20 protein-coding genes are annotated in these 18,722 nt (G+C 54.8%); 7 read left to right on the top strand and 13 right to left on the bottom strand.

Features of this window, described 5'->3' with window-relative positions:
• The first annotated feature begins 1,240 nt into the window (after window positions 1–1,240).
• The 4 genes from KW839_RS07850 (at window position 1,241) to KW839_RS07835 (ending at window position 5,181) form a co-directional block, all read left to right on the top strand.
• Entirely contained in the window at window positions 1,241–1,708 is a 468-nt protein-coding gene (locus KW839_RS07850; RefSeq protein ID WP_218423924.1) for a MarR family winged helix-turn-helix transcriptional regulator, read from the top strand.
• Window positions 1,698–2,873 (top strand): HlyD family secretion protein, encoded by a 1,176-nt coding sequence (locus KW839_RS07845; RefSeq protein WP_218423923.1) that lies wholly within the window; start codon window positions 1,698–1,700, stop codon window positions 2,871–2,873. Before KW839_RS07850 ends, KW839_RS07845 begins: the two co-directional genes overlap by 11 nt.
• A 13-nt stretch (window positions 2,874–2,886) precedes the next feature.
• Complete coding sequence (locus tag KW839_RS07840) at window positions 2,887–4,407, top strand: DHA2 family efflux MFS transporter permease subunit (RefSeq protein ID WP_218424103.1); 1,521 nt, start codon at window positions 2,887–2,889, stop codon at window positions 4,405–4,407.
• 108 nt (window positions 4,408–4,515) lie between these two features.
• A complete protein-coding gene (locus KW839_RS07835) occupies window positions 4,516–5,181 on the top strand; it encodes a TetR/AcrR family transcriptional regulator (RefSeq protein WP_218423922.1) in 666 nt (221 codons plus the stop codon).
• 178 nt (window positions 5,182–5,359) lie between these two features.
• Here the strand turns inward: KW839_RS07835 and KW839_RS07830 are convergent, their stop codons facing one another.
• Window positions 5,360–5,983 (bottom strand): hypothetical protein, encoded by a 624-nt coding sequence (locus KW839_RS07830; RefSeq protein ID WP_256352565.1) that lies wholly within the window; start codon window positions 5,981–5,983, stop codon window positions 5,360–5,362.
• Between the two features lie 588 nt (window positions 5,984–6,571).
• Between KW839_RS07830 and KW839_RS07825 the strand changes: the two genes are divergently transcribed.
• The 3 genes from KW839_RS07825 (at window position 6,572) to KW839_RS07815 (ending at window position 7,914) form a co-directional block, all read left to right on the top strand.
• Window positions 6,572–6,889 carry a hypothetical protein gene (locus KW839_RS07825; RefSeq protein WP_218423921.1) on the top strand — a complete coding sequence of 106 codons (318 nt, stop codon included), beginning with the start codon at window positions 6,572–6,574 and terminating at the stop codon, window positions 6,887–6,889.
• A 316-nt stretch (window positions 6,890–7,205) separates the two neighbouring features.
• Window positions 7,206–7,514, top strand: a complete 309-nt coding sequence (locus KW839_RS07820) for a hypothetical protein (RefSeq protein WP_218423920.1) — start codon at window positions 7,206–7,208, stop codon at window positions 7,512–7,514.
• Window positions 7,480–7,914 carry a hypothetical protein gene (locus KW839_RS07815; RefSeq protein WP_218423919.1) on the top strand — a complete coding sequence of 145 codons (435 nt, stop codon included), beginning with the start codon at window positions 7,480–7,482 and terminating at the stop codon, window positions 7,912–7,914. Before KW839_RS07820 ends, KW839_RS07815 begins: the two co-directional genes overlap by 35 nt.
• Before the next feature lie 270 nt (window positions 7,915–8,184).
• Here KW839_RS07815 and KW839_RS07810 read toward each other — a convergent pair whose 3' ends face one another.
• The 12 genes from KW839_RS07810 to KW839_RS07765 form a co-directional block, all read right to left on the bottom strand.
• Window positions 8,185–8,430, bottom strand: a complete 246-nt coding sequence (locus KW839_RS07810) for an AbrB/MazE/SpoVT family DNA-binding domain-containing protein (protein WP_218423918.1) — start codon at window positions 8,428–8,430, stop codon at window positions 8,185–8,187.
• Window positions 8,431–9,256: 826 nt separating this feature from the next.
• Window positions 9,257–10,009 (bottom strand): NAD-dependent deacylase, encoded by a 753-nt coding sequence (locus KW839_RS07805; protein ID WP_218423917.1) that lies wholly within the window; start codon window positions 10,007–10,009, stop codon window positions 9,257–9,259.
• Window positions 10,010–10,029: 20 nt separating this feature from the next.
• On the bottom strand, window positions 10,030–10,224 hold the full coding sequence (locus KW839_RS07800) for an AbrB/MazE/SpoVT family DNA-binding domain-containing protein (RefSeq protein WP_218423916.1): 195 nt from the start codon (window positions 10,222–10,224) through the stop codon (window positions 10,030–10,032).
• Window positions 10,225–10,764: 540 nt separating this feature from the next.
• Window positions 10,765–11,241 (bottom strand): antitoxin Xre/MbcA/ParS toxin-binding domain-containing protein, encoded by a 477-nt coding sequence (locus KW839_RS07795; RefSeq protein ID WP_218423915.1) that lies wholly within the window; start codon window positions 11,239–11,241, stop codon window positions 10,765–10,767.
• Between the two features lie 188 nt (window positions 11,242–11,429).
• Complete coding sequence (locus KW839_RS27905; protein ID WP_305733660.1) at window positions 11,430–11,642, bottom strand: BPSL0761 family protein; 213 nt, start codon at window positions 11,640–11,642, stop codon at window positions 11,430–11,432.
• Window positions 11,643–12,322: 680 nt separating this feature from the next.
• Complete coding sequence (locus tag KW839_RS27585) at window positions 12,323–12,550, bottom strand: BPSL0761 family protein (RefSeq protein WP_305733659.1); 228 nt, start codon at window positions 12,548–12,550, stop codon at window positions 12,323–12,325.
• Window positions 12,551–12,851: 301 nt separating this feature from the next.
• Window positions 12,852–13,040 (bottom strand): hypothetical protein, encoded by a 189-nt coding sequence (locus tag KW839_RS28060; protein WP_371318049.1) that lies wholly within the window; start codon window positions 13,038–13,040, stop codon window positions 12,852–12,854.
• A 309-nt stretch (window positions 13,041–13,349) separates the two neighbouring features.
• The gene (locus tag KW839_RS07785) at window positions 13,350–13,826 is read right to left on the bottom strand and encodes an antitoxin Xre/MbcA/ParS toxin-binding domain-containing protein (RefSeq protein ID WP_218423914.1); all 477 of its coding nucleotides are present in this window, start codon (window positions 13,824–13,826) and stop codon (window positions 13,350–13,352) included.
• A gap of 161 nt (window positions 13,827–13,987) precedes the next feature.
• Entirely contained in the window at window positions 13,988–14,215 is a 228-nt protein-coding gene (locus tag KW839_RS07780; RefSeq protein ID WP_218423913.1) for a BPSL0761 family protein, read from the bottom strand.
• Between the two features lie 264 nt (window positions 14,216–14,479).
• Window positions 14,480–15,640 carry an ATP-binding protein gene (locus KW839_RS07775; protein WP_256352563.1) on the bottom strand — a complete coding sequence of 387 codons (1,161 nt, stop codon included), beginning with the start codon at window positions 15,638–15,640 and terminating at the stop codon, window positions 14,480–14,482.
• Between the two features lie 1,731 nt (window positions 15,641–17,371).
• Window positions 17,372–17,824, bottom strand: coding sequence for a ribonuclease HI (rnhA, locus tag KW839_RS07770; RefSeq protein ID WP_060540496.1), 453 nt, complete (start codon window positions 17,822–17,824; stop codon window positions 17,372–17,374).
• A gap of 91 nt (window positions 17,825–17,915) precedes the next feature.
• Window positions 17,916–18,674 carry a methyltransferase domain-containing protein gene (locus KW839_RS07765; RefSeq protein WP_060540495.1) on the bottom strand — a complete coding sequence of 253 codons (759 nt, stop codon included), beginning with the start codon at window positions 18,672–18,674 and terminating at the stop codon, window positions 17,916–17,918.
• Window positions 18,675–18,722 lie beyond the last annotated feature (48 nt).

The raw sequence follows: 18,722 nt of genomic DNA, 5'->3' as shown, positions 1-18,722 counted from the left end.
AGGATCATCCGCTGTTGATCATCGGCCAATCGCTGCTGGAGCTCTCCACTCATGTAAGACAGCACGGCATAGTTGAACTGGCGGGTTTTTTCTATTTCGGCGCTCAACGAATCGTAAAATTTTGGCCACTGAGCGTTGTCGACGGTGTCCTTCAACAATTCGCCGTCCAACAAGGCACCACCCTCTGCCAGTGAATCACGACTTGCATTGGCCATCGCCTGCAACGCCGTTTGGGCGTTGGTATTGCCAACCAATGCACCCTCGATGTGTTGCGCATATTCAGCCTGCAGCATTTCCAGTTGCTGCAGCGCCCCTTCCACCTTGGTAATGGTGCCAGAGTTCCTGGAACCGCTAGCCAACAAATACGCACCTAACGAACGGACCTCCCCTAATCCAAGAGTCACGTCGTCGGAGTTGTCCACAACAAGGCTGATCAGTCTGCGTTCGCTAGCGTTGCGATCCAGGGACAGCCCCGTACCCGATGCCACCGCCATCACCAGTATCTGGACATTCGCCAGCTGTTGCTTGATTTCGTGTTGCTGCTTGGCTTGTGTGCTATCGGCATGCGCAGCGCGCAGCCACTCCACCAGAGCATCACGCTTGACATTGATGTCTTCGACTTGGGTGTTGGTCAGCGCTATGGCCGTGAGCTTTTGCAGATCCTCGATCAGGCTCGATGTCTGACTGCCAATGCGATTGTTCAACTCTTCACTTTGATTAGCCGAGCCAATTTGAGTCTGGAGCCGGATGAGGTTTTCCAGACTTTGCATATCGTAACGAATCCCTATCGCTTCCCTGAGAACCTCCAATCCAGTCAGTTCGGTCCTGGTTCCAACGAATTGGGAGTACGCATCTCGAATCAAATAGGCGTTAGTCGCCAGCATGGGTAAAAAAAACAGGATGCTAATCAAGCTGAATTTCATAACGAAACTCAGGCGATTCATAAGCGAAATAGCGGGATATAGGAGAGTTTTCACGGAACGCCTCTAATTATTATGGTGCTTGCCGTAGGCCGTGGCTGGTTCCAGGTGGTTGGGTTGGCACACCGCAGCGGCGCTGTAATCCGAGCAAACCATAGGTATCATACATATGATTTACACTACCGCATAATAGCTTTTTGCTAGCACCTCAAGTCGCCAAACAGGCACACCAAGTGAAAATCGGCATCTGAAAAAATAGGTAGCATGCACCTGATAAGTAAACATATCATGAGCATGCTTATGTATTTTCGGTGATTTCGATGACGACCCAACAAACGATCGGTTTTGTCTTGCACGATGTGGCGCGGCTGATGCGCAAGCGATTCGAACAGCGTACCCGACAGTCAGAACTCACACGTTCCCAGTGGCAAGTACTGTCCAAGCTGGCGCACAACGAGGGCATACATCAGAAAGGCTTGGCCGACCTGCTGGAAATAGAGTCCATCACCTTGGTACGACTGCTCGACAAAATGCAGGAACGCGGCCTGATCGAGCGTCGACCTCACCCAACCGATCGACGCATGAGCTTGCTGTTTCTGACTGAGGCGGCACACCCACTGCTGGAACTGATGCGCAACCTTGGCGAAAAGACGCGCCATGAAACCATGTCCGGCTTTTCCGAACAGGAGCACCAACTGCTGCAGCAGTTTCTCGTCCGCATGAGGGAGAACCTGGTTGATGCCTGCGCCAGACCGGTTGAAGATGAGGAGCCCGGAAATGACCACTAATGCCACTCGGCTGCATCCTGCTCACGCTGAAAAGTCACCCACTTCCCCTCCCGCCCCGCAAACGGAGGTCCTTGCTGATACCGCCCAGTACAGCGCTGTACCGCCCGCCCGTCAGAAAGTACGCATCGGCCTATTTCTGTTGCTGCCCGTAGTCCTCGCTGGCTGCGCTTGGCTGTATGTGACCGGAGGACAAGTCATCAGCACCGACAATGCTTATATCCAGGCGGATCGCGTGGGTGTTTCCACCGACGTCGCCGGTATCGTCGAGTCAATAGAAGTGACTGACAACCAGAGCGTAACCAAAGGTCAAGTGTTATACCGCTTGCGTCAGGAGCCTTTCGAAATTGCGCTGCAAAGCGCCAGAGCACAATTGGCCGATGTTCGTAACCAGCTAATGAATCTCAAGGCCAGCTATGCCCAAGCCCAGGCCGAGACTGCTCAGGCCCAGGCGGAAATCCCTTATTACCAGAAAAACCTGGCACGCCTGGAACAACTTGTCAGTGTCTCGGCGGTCTCGAAGACCCTCTTCGACGATGCTCGCCACAACCTGGAAATCACACAGCAAAAGGTCGCCGTGGCCAAGGCTCAGGCCCATACCATCCTGGCCCAGCTCGGCGGACGCATCGATTCGCCGATAGAGCAGCAACCAACCTATCTGCGGGCCCAGGCACGGATCAATGAGGCCGAGCGCAACCTCAAGAACTCGACAGTGACCGCTCCGTTCGACGGCATCGTCACCAATGTCGATTCGCTTTCACCTGGAGCCTATCTGCAACCACCGCAATCGGGTTTCAGTCTGGTCGCGAGCGATCACCTCTGGGTCGCGGCATCGCCCAAAGAGACTGAACTGACACACATGCGCGAAGGCCAACCGGTGACGATCACGGTGGACAGCTACCCAGGTGTCATCTGGCATGGTCGAGTCGAGAGTATCAGCCCTGCTTCCGGATCGAGCTTCGCTCTTTTACCAGCTCAGAACACCACGGGTAACTGGGTGAAAGTGGTGCAGCGTATACCCGTGCGTATACGTATCGACGACACGTCCGGTAAACCACCTTTGCGCCATGGCATGAGCGTCGAAGCTGATATCGATACCGGTCGTGCCCGTGGCCTACCGGAGTTCATGGCAAGTGCATTGGCCAGCAAGAGCCTGCCCCATGAGTGACAGCGGATCTGCCATGGCACCTTCCACACAACGGACGATGATCACCGCCTGCGTGGTCCTGGCAGTCATTATGCAAGCGTTGGACACCACCATCGCCAATGTCGCGTTGCCCTATATGCAAGGCAGCGTCTCGGCCAGTGCCGATCAGATCAATTGGGTGCTGACCTCCTATATCGTCGCCGCTGCGATCATGACACCACCCTCGGCTTTCCTCGCTCGACGTTTTGGGCGCAAGACCGTGCTGCTATGGGCCATCCTCGGTTTCGTCCTGGCGTCGATACTCTGCGGCATTGCCCAATCGCTAGGGGAAATCATTGCCTTTCGATTGTTGCAAGGGCTCGCCGGTGCCGCATTGGTGCCTCTGTCCCAAGGTATCTTACTGGATATCTATTCGCTCAAAGAACGTGGTTCGGCGATGGCACTGTTCGGCGTTTCGGTCATGGTCGGACCGGTATTGGGGCCGATGCTGGGTGGCTGGCTAACCGAAAATCTCAACTGGCGCTGGGTATTTTTCATCAACCTGCCCATCGGGCTTCTGGCTCTGGCAGGGATTCTTCGTTATGTCGTCGACACACCAGCGGACAAGGGAGCGCGCTTGGACTGGCTGGGCTTCGGCTCGCTCAGCGTCGCGGTCATGGCCACGCAGCTGTTCCTTGATCGAGGCGAGCAACTGGGCTGGTTCTCTTCCATGGAGATCGTGCTCGAAGCAGTGATAGCGCTGTCGGCGCTTTATATTTTTCTGGTCCACACCTTCACTGCGAAAGACCCCTTTATAAAGCTCGCCTTGTTCAAGGATCGTAACTTCAGCCTGGCCGTGGTGTTCATTTTCATCATCGGCATCACCTACCTCGCTTCGTTGGCGCTGATGACCCCGTATTTGCAAAACCTGATGGGTTATCCAGTGCTCAAGGCAGGCATGGCAATGGGCCCGCGTGGCTTGGGTACCATGGCAACGATGTACCTCACGGGCCGACTGATCGGTAAGGTCGACACCCGCTGGCTGCTGTTTTGCGGACTGGCATTGTCCGCCGGCTCCATGTGGCTGATGACAGGCTGGACACCGCAGGTGTCAATGCAAACCATCGTTTATGTCGGTTTCATCCAAGGTGCCAGCCTGGGACTTTTATTCGTCCCCTTGTCGACCATTGCCTTCGCCACCCTACCCGCCTCGCTTCGAGCTGACGGCACGGGGCTCTATAGTCTGTCGCGCAACATTGGTTCGAGCGTAGGGATCTCCATTGTCACTGTACTGTTGGTACAAAACACCCAGATCAACCATGAGCAAATTGGCGCGCATATCACAGGGTTCAATCGATTACTCCATGCCTGGCCACTTAACAGTGTTCTCGACCCCATGACGGTTGGCGGTCGCGCCATGATCGACGGCATGCTCAATACACAAGCCCTCTGGATTGCCTATCTCGACGATTTCAAACTACTTATGCTGCTTTCGCTGGCGGTGATGCCGCTTCTGTTGGTGATCAAGCCACCGGCCTCGCTCGCCCTTGATGATCAAGGGCCTGTGATGGAATAGGGACAAGAGACGTCTAGAATCATTAATCATACATATGAAACACATGTATTCGATGTGAAAATGCTTAAAGAATCGAGCCCGCCAGCCTCACACAATACTGGATCTTCCATGCGCCGAGCATCTACACAAGCGTCAGCACCGCTTGATCTCACTACAAATCCGCATGTGCCGACCATGGAAGATCGCACAAGCGAGTCTTCTTCTGGAACGCGGGCTCGCCATCAGCAGATTCGTGATACTGCCTTGCATCTATTCGTCACAGAGGGCTATGGCAATGTCAGTTTACGCCAATTGGCAGCGCCGCTCGGCATTAGCGCAGGTTCGCTCTACAACCATCTGGAGAGTAAACAGCAACTTTTGTTTGAGTTGATCAACGACCACCTGCAAAACCTCCTAAACAGTGTCGAAAGTGAGGTTAGAAAGGCCGCTGACGTGTTGGAACAACTTAGAACCTTTATACGCATCCATATCAAGACCCACATTCAGCACCAATCGTTATCGCTATTGAGCAACCTGGAGCTACGTAGTCTCGACGCTGCTTCAAGGGCAGATATCAAAGTACTTCTGAAACGCTATCGCAGCTGTTTAAGCAATATCATCAGCAAGGGCATGCACAGCGGAGCCTTTCGATCACAGCACTTGCCGACCGCAATTCAAACAATACTTGCCATGCTTTCCAGCGTGGCATTCTGGTTCGATGAGTCCCTTCAGTTGGACACTTCGCAGCTGACCGCCCAGCTCACTGCAATGGTAATGGGTGCGCTCTGTTCCTAGATCATCGCAGCGTCGCGACTTTGTCCGCTTCCAGCAGCTCTGGATTGGCCTGCACAGCAAGGGAATTTTGAAGCTCACGGGTTCAAGCGAAACGTTAAAATGCAATGAACAACACCGCCCATCGTGAGATGAACGGTGTTTTTTGCCTGGCGCTTTGGGTTTTTTCTAACACTACGTTTCAACTCAGACTACCGCAAAAAATATCATGGCTACCATCGGCGGGGCTTCCTCGCACAACCAATACATAACCACCAGAACGCAGCGTGTCATAGGACATTGGCACACTCTTGCGAAGGTGGATGGCGCGGTTGCCGCTGATGCCTGGCTCCGTCGAATAAAAATTAGTGGCCACACTCTGATTCAACTCATAGACAGGCTTCGGACCCAGACTGGCACAACTTCCTGAATAGACGTAGGTGTACAGGTGTGCAGGATACCCGGTGCTTACGGGTACGCCACCCACAAACAACAGGAGCGCAGTGTCATTACCCGCTGGGGCCATGGTGGCCTCGGCGATATGCCCGGGGTTATACAACGTAGCGTTCAGAGGAACAGTGGTGACTCGACTGTCAGATGTGGTTGTACATCCGGAGACCCACCCGACTGCTACCACCAACGCCAGCGAATATACGATTTTCATCGTAAACCTCTCGATTTTAAGGATGCGTTGAAGGGATCCCCCTTGTAATTCTAGACCTGCGAGGAAAGCCGGCATTTCTTCAGATAGTCGGTCGTCGCAGAAGATCGGGAAACAATCCGGAGGGATGGATTGATGTTTTTTTAATTTCTTGCTTATCAGCAAGTTAGCTCGCAATGAGTTCCGGAGATCTCTAATTTTAATTAATAGTCTTTGCGGACAAAAACAACAATTCGTATTGAGACTCTCGCCATGCATCAAGATTACGACCTGATACTCAAGGGTTGGTCGAGTGATCGTAGCCGGACGCCTTTCAATGGCGGCTGCCGACGCACCGGGCGAGTGAAATTGGCAAACCTGCCGCTGCATCTTTGGCAACCCGTTTATTTACTCAAGTCAGGATGCCAATTACATAGGACCCCATGCAAATGAGTAAAAATTTACGAACAATCAGGTCATTGTCAGTCCGTCCCGTAAAAGAACCGAGGCCGAGGCAACCAAGCAGGAATCAAATTTCGCACGCTACGCGCGTCTGGCAAAAAACAGCGCTCGTGTCGTCTCGGCCGGTGCTCACCTGACGACCCAACTGACTTCGATTGGCCTTGGCATTTCACGGTTTGAGCCTGAGAAATCCGATAAGCGTTTCAACCACCCGGCCTGACGCGGGCATCCTGGTTATCGCCGTCTAGGTCAGGCTTATCTGGCTTGGTCACGCAGTGTCAATGGACTGGCTGACCGACTCGAAACACCCGATTGACGTACCAGGGAAAACTGTGTTTTGTCGTTGATCTATGCACCAGTATCGCCGCGCCGACCAATTGCTTGCTGGGCAATCCGGCAGCCCTGCAAAAAGCCTTCGATTCGGGCGGAGCCAGCCTGCTACGAGGAACCAAAAACTGGGTGCGCGACATGCTAAATAATCGCGGCATGCCGACTCAGGTGAATTCCAGCAGCTTTAAAGTGGGCGAGAATCTGGCGCTCACCCCGCGCTCGGCGTTGTATCGCTGTGAGGTGTTTGAGCTTATCGAGTATCGCCCAGTCACCGAGACGGTGTGCGAGCGCTGCGGCTAACGGCTAACGGCTAGAATGATGGCAAGCTGCTTTATGGGCCGTTTCTGCTCTTTCAGTGTTTGAAAGTTTTCAATGTATAACTATGTTAGTGAGTTTATGTCGCCAACATAATGTTATTTACTTTAGGCCGTTTATGAATCCCATTTGCAATCCCTATATGCCTGGGGCGGGCCTGCCACCCCCCTGTGCTGGCTGGTCGTAACGCGTTGCGGGAACGGGGGCGGATTGCTATTGCTCAGCTACGATTGGGCCGGTCGGCCAAGAGCGTGCTGATGGTCGGCCTGCGCGGCGTCGGTAAACCGTACTGCTCGAGCAAATGCGTCTCGATGCGGAAGGCAAGGGCATGCACACCCTCTGTATTGTCGACCCTGATCATCGTTCGCTTCCCGCGGTTTTGGCACCTCAGTTACGGCTGGTGTTGCTGCGCCTCAGCCGAATTGATGCGGCGAAGGACACTGCCCAGCGCGCGTTAAGTGCACTGGCGGGGTTTACCACGGCGCTAGAGGTCCGGTTCAACGACAGGGAGGTCGACCTGGATTTTGACGCGGAGGCTGCGGGCCTGGCGGACCACTGTCAGGTGGAGGGCGCAGTTGGCCGACTCCGCGCTGGTGCTGTTTATCGATGAGTTCCACTGCATCGAAGAATCCCAGCTCTCTGCGCTGATAATGGTCTTACACCGCTGCGTGCAAGCGCGCTTGCCGGTCACCGTGGTGGGCGCCGGCCTGCCCCAGCTTCGGGGGCGAGTGGGCAACGCTAAGCCGTACGCCGAGCGGCTGTTTGACTTTGCGGAAATAGGCGCACTTTCTGAGGGGGAGGCTGCTCATGCCATTGTGCAGCCGGCAGAGGCGGAGGGCGCTGCCTACGAGGCCGAGGCCGTTCGTCTCATCGTTGCGAAGACTGGAGGGTATCCGTACTTTCTGCAGGCGTGGGCGAGCCACGCGTGGGATGTGGTCGCTGCAGGCCCCATCACGGTGGCTGATGTGAACAAGGTGTTGGCGCACCCCCAGTTGCTGAGATGTCACTGACCCAGCCTGATTCCCCGAAAAACATTGCCTAGGCAGGGTTTGTGCCGGTTTAGAGGTGGGTCAGTCTTGAGTCGGCAAGTGGGTCAATTCGGCATTGGCCTCAACAAACTGTGAAATTCGAGAGTCTACGAAGACAGCATCGTCCCTTTTCACCTCTCGTCGACTCATCCATCACAGTTAGGTGCGAATACAAATGAGAACCAGTTTCAGCCGCGCGCAAGAACGGTTTTTGCGGGATTGAAGTCCGATGGGTTTCCCCTGCGCGGTAGCCTATCCTCGGGTACCTGCTCCTTGAGCCGCAACCGATGTGTTCATGTCTTCGATACTTACGGCATTCTGCGGCTTTCGTATCATCCCCTTCAGTCGTTTAACAGACTGCGTGACTGCCACGATGGCGAACTGACGATTCTCTATCTCGACGAAATCAACCCTAGCGCCTGGCCGCAGACCGAGAGAAGCCCGTACCTGAGCAGGGATTGTGATTTGTCCTTTAGAGCTCACAGTGGCAGTAGTCATGATGGATACCTAGGGGATTGACCAACTGCATGATAATTAGGCTACCCGCCGAGAAATGAACTGACGTCGAACCGTACCCGAAGGGCCTGAAAGGAGCGGCTGCCAAATGTTGCGCACGATGTCATCCTAGCATTCACTCATCCCGTCTAGAGATTGGATTGAGGTGCCTGTCGGGAGATATTTCTGCCTTTGGCCAACTGCGCTTTGGGGTGTATGCCTCCTTATAGGACCGTCTTTTGTCAGCAGTTTTCGGGTTCAGGCAATTCCAGTCGCACCAAGCATGTGTATCAAACTTAGCGACTTTATGCTCGGAACATAATTTCGCTACTTACACCTTGCGTCGCGACTGTAGAAAGCTCCTCGTTTGGCGGGCAACGCGATCCCCCAAGCAACCAGGTCAGGCTAGGGTCCGAATCTCCCTAAAGGAAAGCCGAAAGTCAGCACTGGCCCAATCATTTAGCGAAGGTTTCGATGAAACTTTCGCTTTTTTTTCAATACTTGACTGCCACTGGTTGGTCGACATCAACGATATTGACTTGGTACCACTCCAACTGCATGCAATGATTCGAGTGAATGTCAGCGCAGAAGCGTCGGTACGAAACAGGTAGATGTCCTTCTGCATACACCGACACCATCAGATTCCGAGGGGTTCGTAGCCGCGATTGAAAATCCAGCGAGTTGTCGAACCAGCGCACTACCAAGTCGCCCTCCTTGCCCACCTTAGCCATTTCCACCTCGCTCTTATTCATGACGCTCAAGTGGAGGTTACCGCGCACGTTCCCAATGAGGTACAAGCAGGGGGTCAAGTCGGCGTCAACGCCAACACCTATATTCTTTCGAGCAGCATCGGCAGTACCTCGGCGGCAGCTCCCATCAGCATGAACTCCCTCTCTTCACCCATTGCGACGTCTGCCTTATTCACATGAATGACCGAAGCCCCAGACGCCAACGCCAGGTCGGGAAGGCCTGCGGCAGGCATGACGATCCCAGAGGTGCCCACTGAGATCAGAAGATCGCAATCCTTCACCAGAAGCACTGCGGCCTTCCATGCCTGGGGCGGCAGATCTTCTTCGTACCAGACCACCGCAGGGCGCATTTTGCCGTTACAGCGCGGACACCTAGGAGGCTCAATCAGAGCGCCGTTATCCGGCACAGCTGAATGATCTGGTGAAACTACTGCAGGCCGATGGCAGGCGAAACATTTGGGCATTGCCAAACTGCCATGCAAATGCACCACATTTAAAGAGCCGGCTCGCTCATGAAGGTCGTCAATATTCTGGGTGATAACAGAAACCTGGCGCTGTGAGTTAGCCAGGCGAGCTACTGCAAGATGCGCCGGATTTGGCTCTGCTTGAGCGACCCGGAGCCGCCGCCACAGATACCATCCCCATACCAATCCCGGGTTTTTCCGGAAGGCTTTGGCCGTCTCTAAATCCCTCGGATCGAACCCTGCCCAGACTCCAGAAAGTTTTTCGCGGTACGTGGGGATACCGCTATCGGCGGAGATACCGGCGCCAGTAAAAAAAACCACCTTCTTGGCCTTCTGTAATACGTCTACAGCTTGCTCTGTGACAGTCATGGTACCAATCTGCTCCTGCCTTACTGTTTTGCGCTCACAGAGTCGCTCGACTTCGGCGTCAGAATGATCGCACCGTCGATCACTTCAATGGTCAGTACATCGCCGATGCCCAGACCTAAGCTGGCGAGTAGGTCAGGCGGCAGGTCAATGATGACGTCGCCACTGCCATCTGTAGGATCTTGGCATTTCACTGTCCAGCGTTGGGCTTCGGTCATGAGGTTACTCACGCTTTGGTCTTGGAGGGGACGATGCATTATGCTCGCGAATGTCTCCAGCAGTTGAGGCGTGATGCTGACTGCTGATGACTTTTTCTGGCCGACTTCCGTCTGTCGCGACCGTCAGTTGGATCGTATGCCCTCCTAAAGGACTGCCATTTTTTTTCAGCAATTTTCGGGGCCAGGCACTTCCAGTCGCACCGAGCATGCGTAAAAAATAAGCGACTTTATGCTCAGAACATAATTTCGCTAACATCCATACACTTACCGTCGCGACTGTAGAAATCTCCTCGTTTCGCGGACAACGCGACCCCCAAAGTAATCAGGTCAGGCTAAGGTCCGATTCCCCCTAAAGGAAAGCAGAAAATCAGCAATGGCCCAATCATTTAGCGAAGGTATCGATGGAACTTTCGCTTTTCTCTCAATACTTGATTGGCACTGGTTTGTCGACCGTGTCAAAACCGACACGTGGATTTCCCAGGATGAGTACCCGAGAGACCTGTCGCCCATTTCGTCCAAGCTGGACGCCAATGCCTCCCATCAGGCTGCACCACCCCACTCAAGAGCCCGAAGAATTCGGCGAACTTGTTTAGCGCCTACCTCTGTTTCGCAGAGCATGATCGGCGCTGTCCCACCCAGCGCTTTATTCGAAGCCGACATCCACTGTGTGGCAATCACTTGTGTCTCAAATATCCCCTCCGCTAAGTGACTGACCGTAGCAATTCTGTCCAAACGCTCGGAGGCCACAGGATCAAGGTTCTTTTGCTCTCGCCGCCGTCTTTCAAGCGTCGACATTGATGCGTGGAGCAGCGTTTCCAGTTGGCGGTCTTGAAGGTCGAAAGCCAAGCGAAACGCCTGAATGAGGTCAGCAGGAAACCCTGCTTTTATTTGGTGCAGCCTCTCCGCATCCGTCAGCGACCGTTGATAGGTGCTGAATTGCCAAAAGGCCGCGATCGCCACGTCTCGGGACGCGTCTTGCTTTTTTGTCGGACGTCGAGTCGCAGTTGAAGTGTTCATCAACACTTCCTCCAAATGATTGCCCATCAAATGGACTATGAGCTATCTCCTAGATAACCGGAACGGCCATTGAGCGCTCGTGCAACGCTGTAACGCAGAAGGTCGATAAGGCGATGGAGCCAGTAACCCTGAACGTACCCCTGGCTCAGGATCAGCGGCTGTTGGCCAATGACGAGTTGCCAATACGGTTAATCGATACGTGAGCTCAGGAAGGGCTCGGTCAGGCGGTGAACTCTGCGTTCTTCGAGCTGCCCGGCCCGCCGTATTGCGTTTGCATGGGGATAATGCCGTAACAGTTGGCGGGCCTGACGCCGAATGGACGCTGAAAGCCTGGGGTCTTGCTCCAGCTCGAGCAGAAAGTCTCGCGTCTGAATGAACGCTTGCGTGCGCTCGCTCGGCATTGTCATGTTCTGCTCCTCGCACCTGCGGTGCGTGGCTCACGCCGCCCTAAGCTCGCTGACTTGCAACGAAGAATTAGCACAGTAAACCCGATAAAGCCTACACCTTAGGCCACCTAAAACACGACTGCAGCTTGGCCCAATCACCGGTGGGCAGCCCGTGCATCTCGTGAAAAAACTCCCCTCCTCTCCTCGGCGTACCGCCCATCAAGCCTCTGAGCGCCCAAAAGCGCCATGAGGTTTGAGAAGCTTGGTTTCTCAAATCCATTAATTCGCTCCGGCACACCGATCAATGGCCTTGGTGTACAGGACTAATTACATGACCTGTAGCGCGGTATGAAATCGTCCGTCGCGGTCAGTTCGACGCGCCGCTATTCACCAAAGGCCGCGTCGGTGTGCACAGCGCACCAGGCAACATGAGCGCCCCACGGAACTCCGCTCAACACCTTCAAACCCAAGTGCACCCAGATCGAGTTTATCGATGAAACGTCGACTACCCGCTCTGGACTTTCTTCGGCAACGTAAGCGTCCCGGAACTCCGGCACCAAGGTGGCTGCGTCCGAGCCTCACCTTAATTGAATCGCTTCATGATCGTCCCACCATGATCTAGACGATCAGAAGATAGGGTAATCGCAGACGCTTTCACACAGCCTGCGTCGGAAGATGCCTGCCGTGTTGGGCTCCTACCAGTCTTCAGTTGAGGAGCTAAAAACGGGGCCAAATGTACCTATCCCTATTTTTTTCGCTTGCTCTTCAATTCGGCCAGCCTGCAGAACATCGTGTTTAGTAGGATAGTGGCGTAAAAGGAATTGAGCGTTTTGTCTAACGCGTTCGGGCACTTCTGTATCACGAGCAAGTTCCGTCAGGAAATCGTGAGTTTGTGCTACGGACCTGGTCCGTTCAAATGGCATCGTCATGTAATCCACCACGAGTGAGATCGTCAGTCAAATTCAAGGCAACCAGGTTCGGTCGCCATATTTCGCAGGTCTAGTCCGGGCTATCGGCCAATATGAACGCCTAACCAAGGATAGCTTCCGATTCAGAGCCGACCTCGTTCATCTGGAGAGAGTTTTGTGAAAAACCCACGCCACCGAAGATTCAGACTGCATCGAATTTGACCTACACGCTTAGTAACCATGATCCGCTGAGAGCTGCGCATTGCTGCGGTTGGCGACAGGCAGAAATCGGCCAGTAACGGATGGCCGATCAACATCATTCGCGCGAAAGGGAGTCGTTAAAGAAATCATCCTTAGCGATCAAACCAAAATCATCGCCGACAATATCCCTATCAGCACGACCGTCATCGCTGAAGAGTGTCTGGGTACGCCGTTCCTGTTTGAGATTAGCAACTGCCTGAAAGAAGCAGTTTTCACAGAGGTGCAGCTCATAGCTGCTCGCCATCATGTTTCGTGCCGTACCCCCAATGCGCGTGTAGCGTGGCGAATTGAAGCCCGCCACTTGTCACCCGGGTGGAGAGCTGGCAGACGTCAGCACATGACATCCATGACGGATTCGATTTCGACCTTACCGGTAATTTCCATCACTACCTCCCATCCAACCGTTCCAAATAGACACTCAGCATATAGCTGCTGTCGGCTTCGGCAGTTTTACGCTGCACTGGAGTTCTTTTGGAGCCACAATCTCCCCTGCCAGCACAACTGGAGTCCCGCTAGATCGGTCGAACTTTTCGTCCTAGCGGGTTGCCTCCTATCAGACCGCGCCTCCCCACTCAAGGGCCTGCAGGATACGGCGAACTTGTTTAGCGCCTATCTCGGTTTCGCAGAGCATGATCGGTGCAGTTCCACCGAGCGCTTTATTCGGCGTCGACATCCAGTGGGCGGCACTCATTTGGCTTTCAAAAACTTGCTCGGCCGAGTGACTGATCGTAGCAATTCGATCCAAACGTTCGGAGGCAACAGGATCAAGATTCTTTTGCTCTCGCCGTCGTCTTTCAAGCGTCGAGATCGATGCATTGAGCAGCGTTTCCAGGCGGAGATCTTGAAGGTCGAAAGCCAGGCGGAGAGTGTGGAAAAAGTGGGCGGGAAATCCAACTTTAATTTGATGCAGCCTCTCCGAGTCGGTGAGTGACGCTCGATTGGAACTGAATCGGCAAAACTCAGCGATCGCCCCTTCTCGAGAGATATTTTTCTTTTTTGCCGGACGTCGAGCCGCCGTTGAAGTGCCCATCGCCACGCCCTCCCGATTATTTTTGCGTCTAATGGAATATGGGCTAACTCCCCTATTAGCGGTACTCCCCTTAAATAATGAGCAAGTCCGCAATGCTGATGGGGATAGCGAGACGGTTTATTCACTCAACCACGTAACGGCCAGTGGCCAGCAGCCTGAAATCATTGCGATTTATCGACACTGGAACTCAGGAAAGGCTCGGTGAGTCGGTCGGTTCTTTGCTCGTCCAGCCGACCGGCCAAGAGTATCTCGTTTGAATGTGGATAATGCCGTAAAAGCTGGCGGGCCTGACGTCGAATTGACTCTGCAAGCGCAGAATCCTGGGCGAGTTCGAGCAGAAATTCTCGAGTCTGGATGAGCGTTCGCGTGCGTTCGTTCGGCATCGTCATGTCTTCCTCCTTCACGAGCGGAGTCCGGATTCCGCCGCCCTGAGTTTTGTTAGCCAATGCGCTGTGGTGCGATGTCGCGAGTCGATAGCCCAGGACTCCGACGTCGAGACGGCACCTCAAATCGACAATCCGATTCAGTCCGTAACGGTCCTGAACTCACTCTCCCGTAGGCGCGGATGTGGCCTGACAGGCGGCTTTCGGTTGATATCACCCCTTCAAGGCACGGATAACCGCTCCGCTATCTGGCCCCCCTTGGGAAGCAACTTAACTGACTCCATTCCCATCATCACCCGGCGCGATCCGCTTCAGGAACTCGTCAAAAAACGGAACAGTGAACGCCGCATCCCCACGACCGGGGCTCCAGATCATCCCTTTGGCGATCAAACTATGTCGAACCGGCGCGACAGCCTGGACTCGACGGCCTTGACGCTCAGCAATCTCGTCCGACCGGTGCGGCCCAGGACCCAGGTCGGCCATCGCGCGCAGGTACTTCTTTTCCATTGGAGTGAGGCGGTGCAGACGAACACGAAAAAAGCGCTCATCCAGCGCCGCGCTGACTTCACTCGCTGCCTTGTTCACATCAACCACCGTGATGGGGCTTGCAGCGGCCTCATCCCACGCGTGGCTCGCCCACGCCTGCAGAAAGTACGGATACCCTCCAGTCTTCGCAACGATGAGACGAACGGCCTCAGCCTCGTAGGCAACGCCCTCCGCCTCTGCCGGCTGCACAATGGCATGAGTAGCCTCCCCCTCAGAAAGTGCGCCTATTTCCGCAAAGTCAAACAGCCGCTCGGCGTACGGCTTAGCGTTGCCCACTCGCCCCCGCAGCTGGGGCAGGCCGGCGCCCACCACGGTGACCGGCAAGCGCGCTTGCACGCAGCGGTGTAAGACCATTATCAGCGCAGAGAGCTGGGATTTTTCGATGCAGTGGAACTCATCGATAAACAGCACCAGCGCGGAGTCGGCCAACTGCGCCGCCAACCCGGTTTGCTCCAGCAGTGTGGTGAGGTCGCCCTCCCCCTGACAGTGGTCCGCCAGGCCCGCCGCCTCCGCGTCAAAATCCAGGTCGACCTCCCTGTCGTTGAACCGGCCCTCCAGCGCCGTGGCAAACCCCGCCAGTGCACTTAACGCGCGCTGGGCAGTGTCCTTCGCCGCATCAATTCGGCTGAGGCGCAGCAACACCAGGCGTAACTGAGGTGCCAACACCGCGGGAAGCGAACGATGTTCAGGGTCGTCAATACAGAGGGTGTGCACGCCCTCGCCTTCCGCATCGAGGCGCATTTGCTCAAGCAGTACGGTTTTACCGACGCCGCGCAGGCCGACCATCAGCACGCTTTTGGCCGAGCGGCCCAATCGTAGTCGAGCAATAGCAATCCGCACCCGTTCACGCAACGCGTCACGCCCCGCCAGCACCGGGGGTGGCATGCCCGCGCCTGGCCTATAGGGATTGCAAATGGGATTCATAAACAGCCTAGAGTTAATAACATTATGTTGCCGACATAAACTCACTAACATCGTTATACATTGACAATTTTCCAACACTGAAAGAGCAGAAACGCCCCATAAAGCCTGGTCAAAGCTGGTCTCATATTAGTCGAAAATCGACATACCCAATTCACTCACCAACACTCCAGCGCTCGCCTGTCTCGAATACAACGCTGAACAAATAAAGGATACCGCCGAAACGTCAGCAGCAAAGACAACTACGCTAAACCAGAAGTGACGCGTCTTAATCAGCTCAACAGAGCAGTTAACACGCCAGTCGTACCGAATTAAACGGCAAAAAGATGAAATAAGGTCGCTGACATGGGGTAACTCCGGCTTACCCCGTGTGAGAAATCAACGTTGAAACGATAACCAGGGAGGGTTTGATAGCCTGTAATTACATGACCCATGTCACAGTACGAAATCGTCGGGAGGACAGCCATGGCCCGCGGTGGCATTCACAGTGAACTGGAGCAGGACCAGAGGCAAATCAGGGCCAAAACGGACGACCTCAAGCAGACGCTAACACCGCTCGCAACGATGCAGACGCAGTGAGCAAGTGAGCAAAAACAATCGGCAGCGCTGCAGGCCAAAGTGTAGGAATTGCTCACGCTGCGGGGAAAAAAGCAAACTCAGCACCAGCACCAGCACCAGCACCAGTACCCATGCCCGTGAATCTTTGCTGCAATTGCGATCAAGATAATCGTTTACGGTTGTCAGTATCCGTCGTCTGCTTAAGGATCCATTGCTCGCATCTCAAACATGGGGAAAGCGGGAGCTTTTCAGGAGACGTAATAAAAGGACTTTTGCAAAAGCCCATGCGCGTCACAATAAAACCGCCTGAGGTAATTTTTTTCATTTTTTTAACTCGCCGAATCAATGCCCTTTGGAGTCTAGCATCCCGTCGTCAATCTGCTTGGCCAGGTTAAAAATCGAATACCGTGCAGATAACCGGAATTAATTCAGGGGAGCTCTGAGCCATTAATGGCCGCGTAGAGGTATAAACGATCCGTTGTCGCATCGTTATATTGCCAAATCTAGTTTGCGGGCCCCGATTACCTTGGCTGCCGGCCAGCTTCACCCGGCCAGAATTTGTGCCTAATTGCATAAAGTTATGTGGCGGGGATGGACTCTGCGGAGGACGTGAATAGCTAGCACGTGAGCAGTTTTCAGCGTGTGTTACTGGTGATATACCGAAGGCATTTGGTAACCCTAAGTTGGCATGCCAGGACAAAGCTCCAGCCAGGTCTCTGCGTACTTATCTTAATATGTAAACGATGAAACCCCGAATTAGCTCATCGTTTACACATTTGGACTCAACAGGTACAAAACTCAGTCATCAGAATTGTGCAACCTGCCTGCCAAGCCCCACATTATCAATACTTTAAATCAGTCAAGGACGTTCCAGAGACTCGATTACAAGGTTGACAAGTAGGCAGAAGGTTACAACGGATCTGGTGGCCATCAGTGCTCAGCTCTCAATCGGTCAATCGTGCAAAAACGCGGATCTTAACATGCTCGCGGCTGTGTTTCAGGTACACCGTGTCGCGCCCTTCGCGAGCAAGCCCGCTCACACATTGAGACCGGGACCGCACACGATTTTGTGCTCAGCAGGGATTAAATGTGGGGGCGGGCTTGCTCGCGAAGGACACTACGCGGTTTGCAGCCGGGCTAGGCCTGCTTGTACCCGCGCACTTCGTCCACGCCACGGTTGGCCAGTTGGTCAGCCCGCTCGTTGCCGTGATGGCCAATGTGCCCGCGCACCCATTTCCACGTGACCTTGTGGCGGTTGACCTGCTCGTCGAGCAGTTTCCACAGGTCGGCGTTTTTCACCGGCTCTTTCGCCGCGGTTTTCCAGCCACGCTTTTTCCAGTTGTCCATCCACTCGTTGATGCCCTTCATCACATACTGGGAGTCGGTCACCAGCAGTACCTCGCAGGGGCGCTTGAGCTCTTCCAGGCCGCGGATCGCGCCCATCAGCTCCATGCGATTGTTGGTGGTATTGGCTTCGCCGCCCCAGAGTTCCTTTTCCACGCCCTTGCACACCAGCAATGCGCCCCAGCCGCCAGGGCCCGGGTTGCCTTTGCAGGCACCGTCGGTGAAGAGTTCTACGCTATCGCTCATGCCAATCAATCCAGAATATGCAGTGGCTCACCGATCGCTGATCGACGACGCCTGAAGCCGGGACTTGCCCGGCCGGAAATAAAAAGAGGTGTTACGGCTCGATGTTGCGCCGGTTGACCTTGGCCATCGGCAACGGAATCAGCTTGCCCATCGGCTCGCGACGTTCCTGACGGACCGGCCGCAGGCCTACCACGATCTTGCGTGCCACCAATAAATAGAAGCCGCCACCGGACAGCTGCCAGTCACCGGCCTTGCGCTCCCAACCGGCCAGACGGGTCTGCCAGGTGGGGGAAGCAAGCGGCGGACGATAGCACCCGAAGCGGCGTTTCTCCAGCGCGAAGCCCAGCAGGTTCAACCAGTCGGCAACCCGCGACGGCGAAATGCAGCGGGCCTTGCGCAGGGCATCATGGGCGAACACATGGCGCAGGCCCCAACTGCTCCAGGGATTGATCCCGATGATCAGCAGATGCCCGCCGGGTCGCACGCTGCTTGCCGCTTCACGCAACAAGCCGTGGGGTGACAGGCAGAAATCCAGGCCATGCTGCAGCACCACCACATCGGCGGCATGCTCGCTCAACGGCCAGGCCTGCTCCTCACAGACGATCTCGACCCCCGGCAACGGCGCGCCAAGGCGCACGTTACGCTGCACCTGAGGCGCCGACGGCGGCGTCTGGGCCGATGGACCGTAATGCACAAGGTAACCACCGAAAAACCGCCCGAGCTCGTCTTCGAGCATGCGCCGCTCTTCGTCCAGCAGGAATTGCCCGAGGGGACCGGCCAGCCAGTCACGGGCCGCGCTGATCAATGCCAGCCAGTCAGGATCGGCCTGTGCGAACGCTTTATCAGTCATTGCATTCTCCAACGCGCCAGGAAGTTCTAAGATGCACCAATGTTTTCC

This window comes from Pseudomonas sp. PDM31, from assembly GCF_019218965.1.
GTDB lineage: Bacteria > Pseudomonadota > Gammaproteobacteria > Pseudomonadales > Pseudomonadaceae > Aquipseudomonas.
Note: the sequence above shows the minus strand (reverse complement) of the source record. Positions and strands in the feature narration are given on the sequence as shown.

What these genes read in the sequence shown, in the direction of transcription:
- KW839_RS07805 (WP_218423917.1), bottom strand. Translation starts at nt 10,009, where the DNA reads ATGACTGTCACAGAGCAAGCTGTAGACGTATTACAGAAGGCCAAGAAG.
- KW839_RS07780 (WP_218423913.1), bottom strand. Translation starts at nt 14,215, where the DNA reads ATGACGATGCCGAACGAACGCACGCGAACGCTCATCCAGACTCGAGAA.
- KW839_RS27585 (WP_305733659.1), bottom strand. Translation starts at nt 12,550, where the DNA reads ATGCCATTTGAACGGACCAGGTCCGTAGCACAAACTCACGATTTCCTG.
- KW839_RS07840 (WP_218424103.1), top strand. Translation starts at nt 2,887, where the DNA reads ATGGCACCTTCCACACAACGGACGATGATCACCGCCTGCGTGGTCCTG.
- KW839_RS07845 (WP_218423923.1), top strand. Translation starts at nt 1,698, where the DNA reads ATGACCACTAATGCCACTCGGCTGCATCCTGCTCACGCTGAAAAGTCA.
- KW839_RS07800 (WP_218423916.1), bottom strand. Translation starts at nt 10,224, where the DNA reads ATGACCGAAGCCCAACGCTGGACAGTGAAATGCCAAGATCCTACAGAT.
- KW839_RS07765 (WP_060540495.1), bottom strand. Translation starts at nt 18,674, where the DNA reads ATGACTGATAAAGCGTTCGCACAGGCCGATCCTGACTGGCTGGCATTG.
- KW839_RS07785 (WP_218423914.1), bottom strand. Translation starts at nt 13,826, where the DNA reads ATGGGCACTTCAACGGCGGCTCGACGTCCGGCAAAAAAGAAAAATATC.
- rnhA (WP_060540496.1), bottom strand. Translation starts at nt 17,824, where the DNA reads ATGAGCGATAGCGTAGAACTCTTCACCGACGGTGCCTGCAAAGGCAAC.
- KW839_RS07820 (WP_218423920.1), top strand. Translation starts at nt 7,206, where the DNA reads ATGCGTCTCGATGCGGAAGGCAAGGGCATGCACACCCTCTGTATTGTC.
- KW839_RS28060 (WP_371318049.1), bottom strand. Translation starts at nt 13,040, where the DNA reads ATGGCGAGCAGCTATGAGCTGCACCTCTGTGAAAACTGCTTCTTTCAG.
- KW839_RS07835 (WP_218423922.1), top strand. Translation starts at nt 4,516, where the DNA reads ATGCGCCGAGCATCTACACAAGCGTCAGCACCGCTTGATCTCACTACA.
- KW839_RS07810 (WP_218423918.1), bottom strand. Translation starts at nt 8,430, where the DNA reads ATGACTACTGCCACTGTGAGCTCTAAAGGACAAATCACAATCCCTGCT.
- KW839_RS07795 (WP_218423915.1), bottom strand. Translation starts at nt 11,241, where the DNA reads ATGAACACTTCAACTGCGACTCGACGTCCGACAAAAAAGCAAGACGCG.
- KW839_RS07850 (WP_218423924.1), top strand. Translation starts at nt 1,241, where the DNA reads ATGACGACCCAACAAACGATCGGTTTTGTCTTGCACGATGTGGCGCGG.
- KW839_RS27905 (WP_305733660.1), bottom strand. Translation starts at nt 11,642, where the DNA reads ATGCCGAGCGAGCGCACGCAAGCGTTCATTCAGACGCGAGACTTTCTG.
- KW839_RS07775 (WP_256352563.1), bottom strand. Translation starts at nt 15,640, where the DNA reads ATGCCACCCCCGGTGCTGGCGGGGCGTGACGCGTTGCGTGAACGGGTG.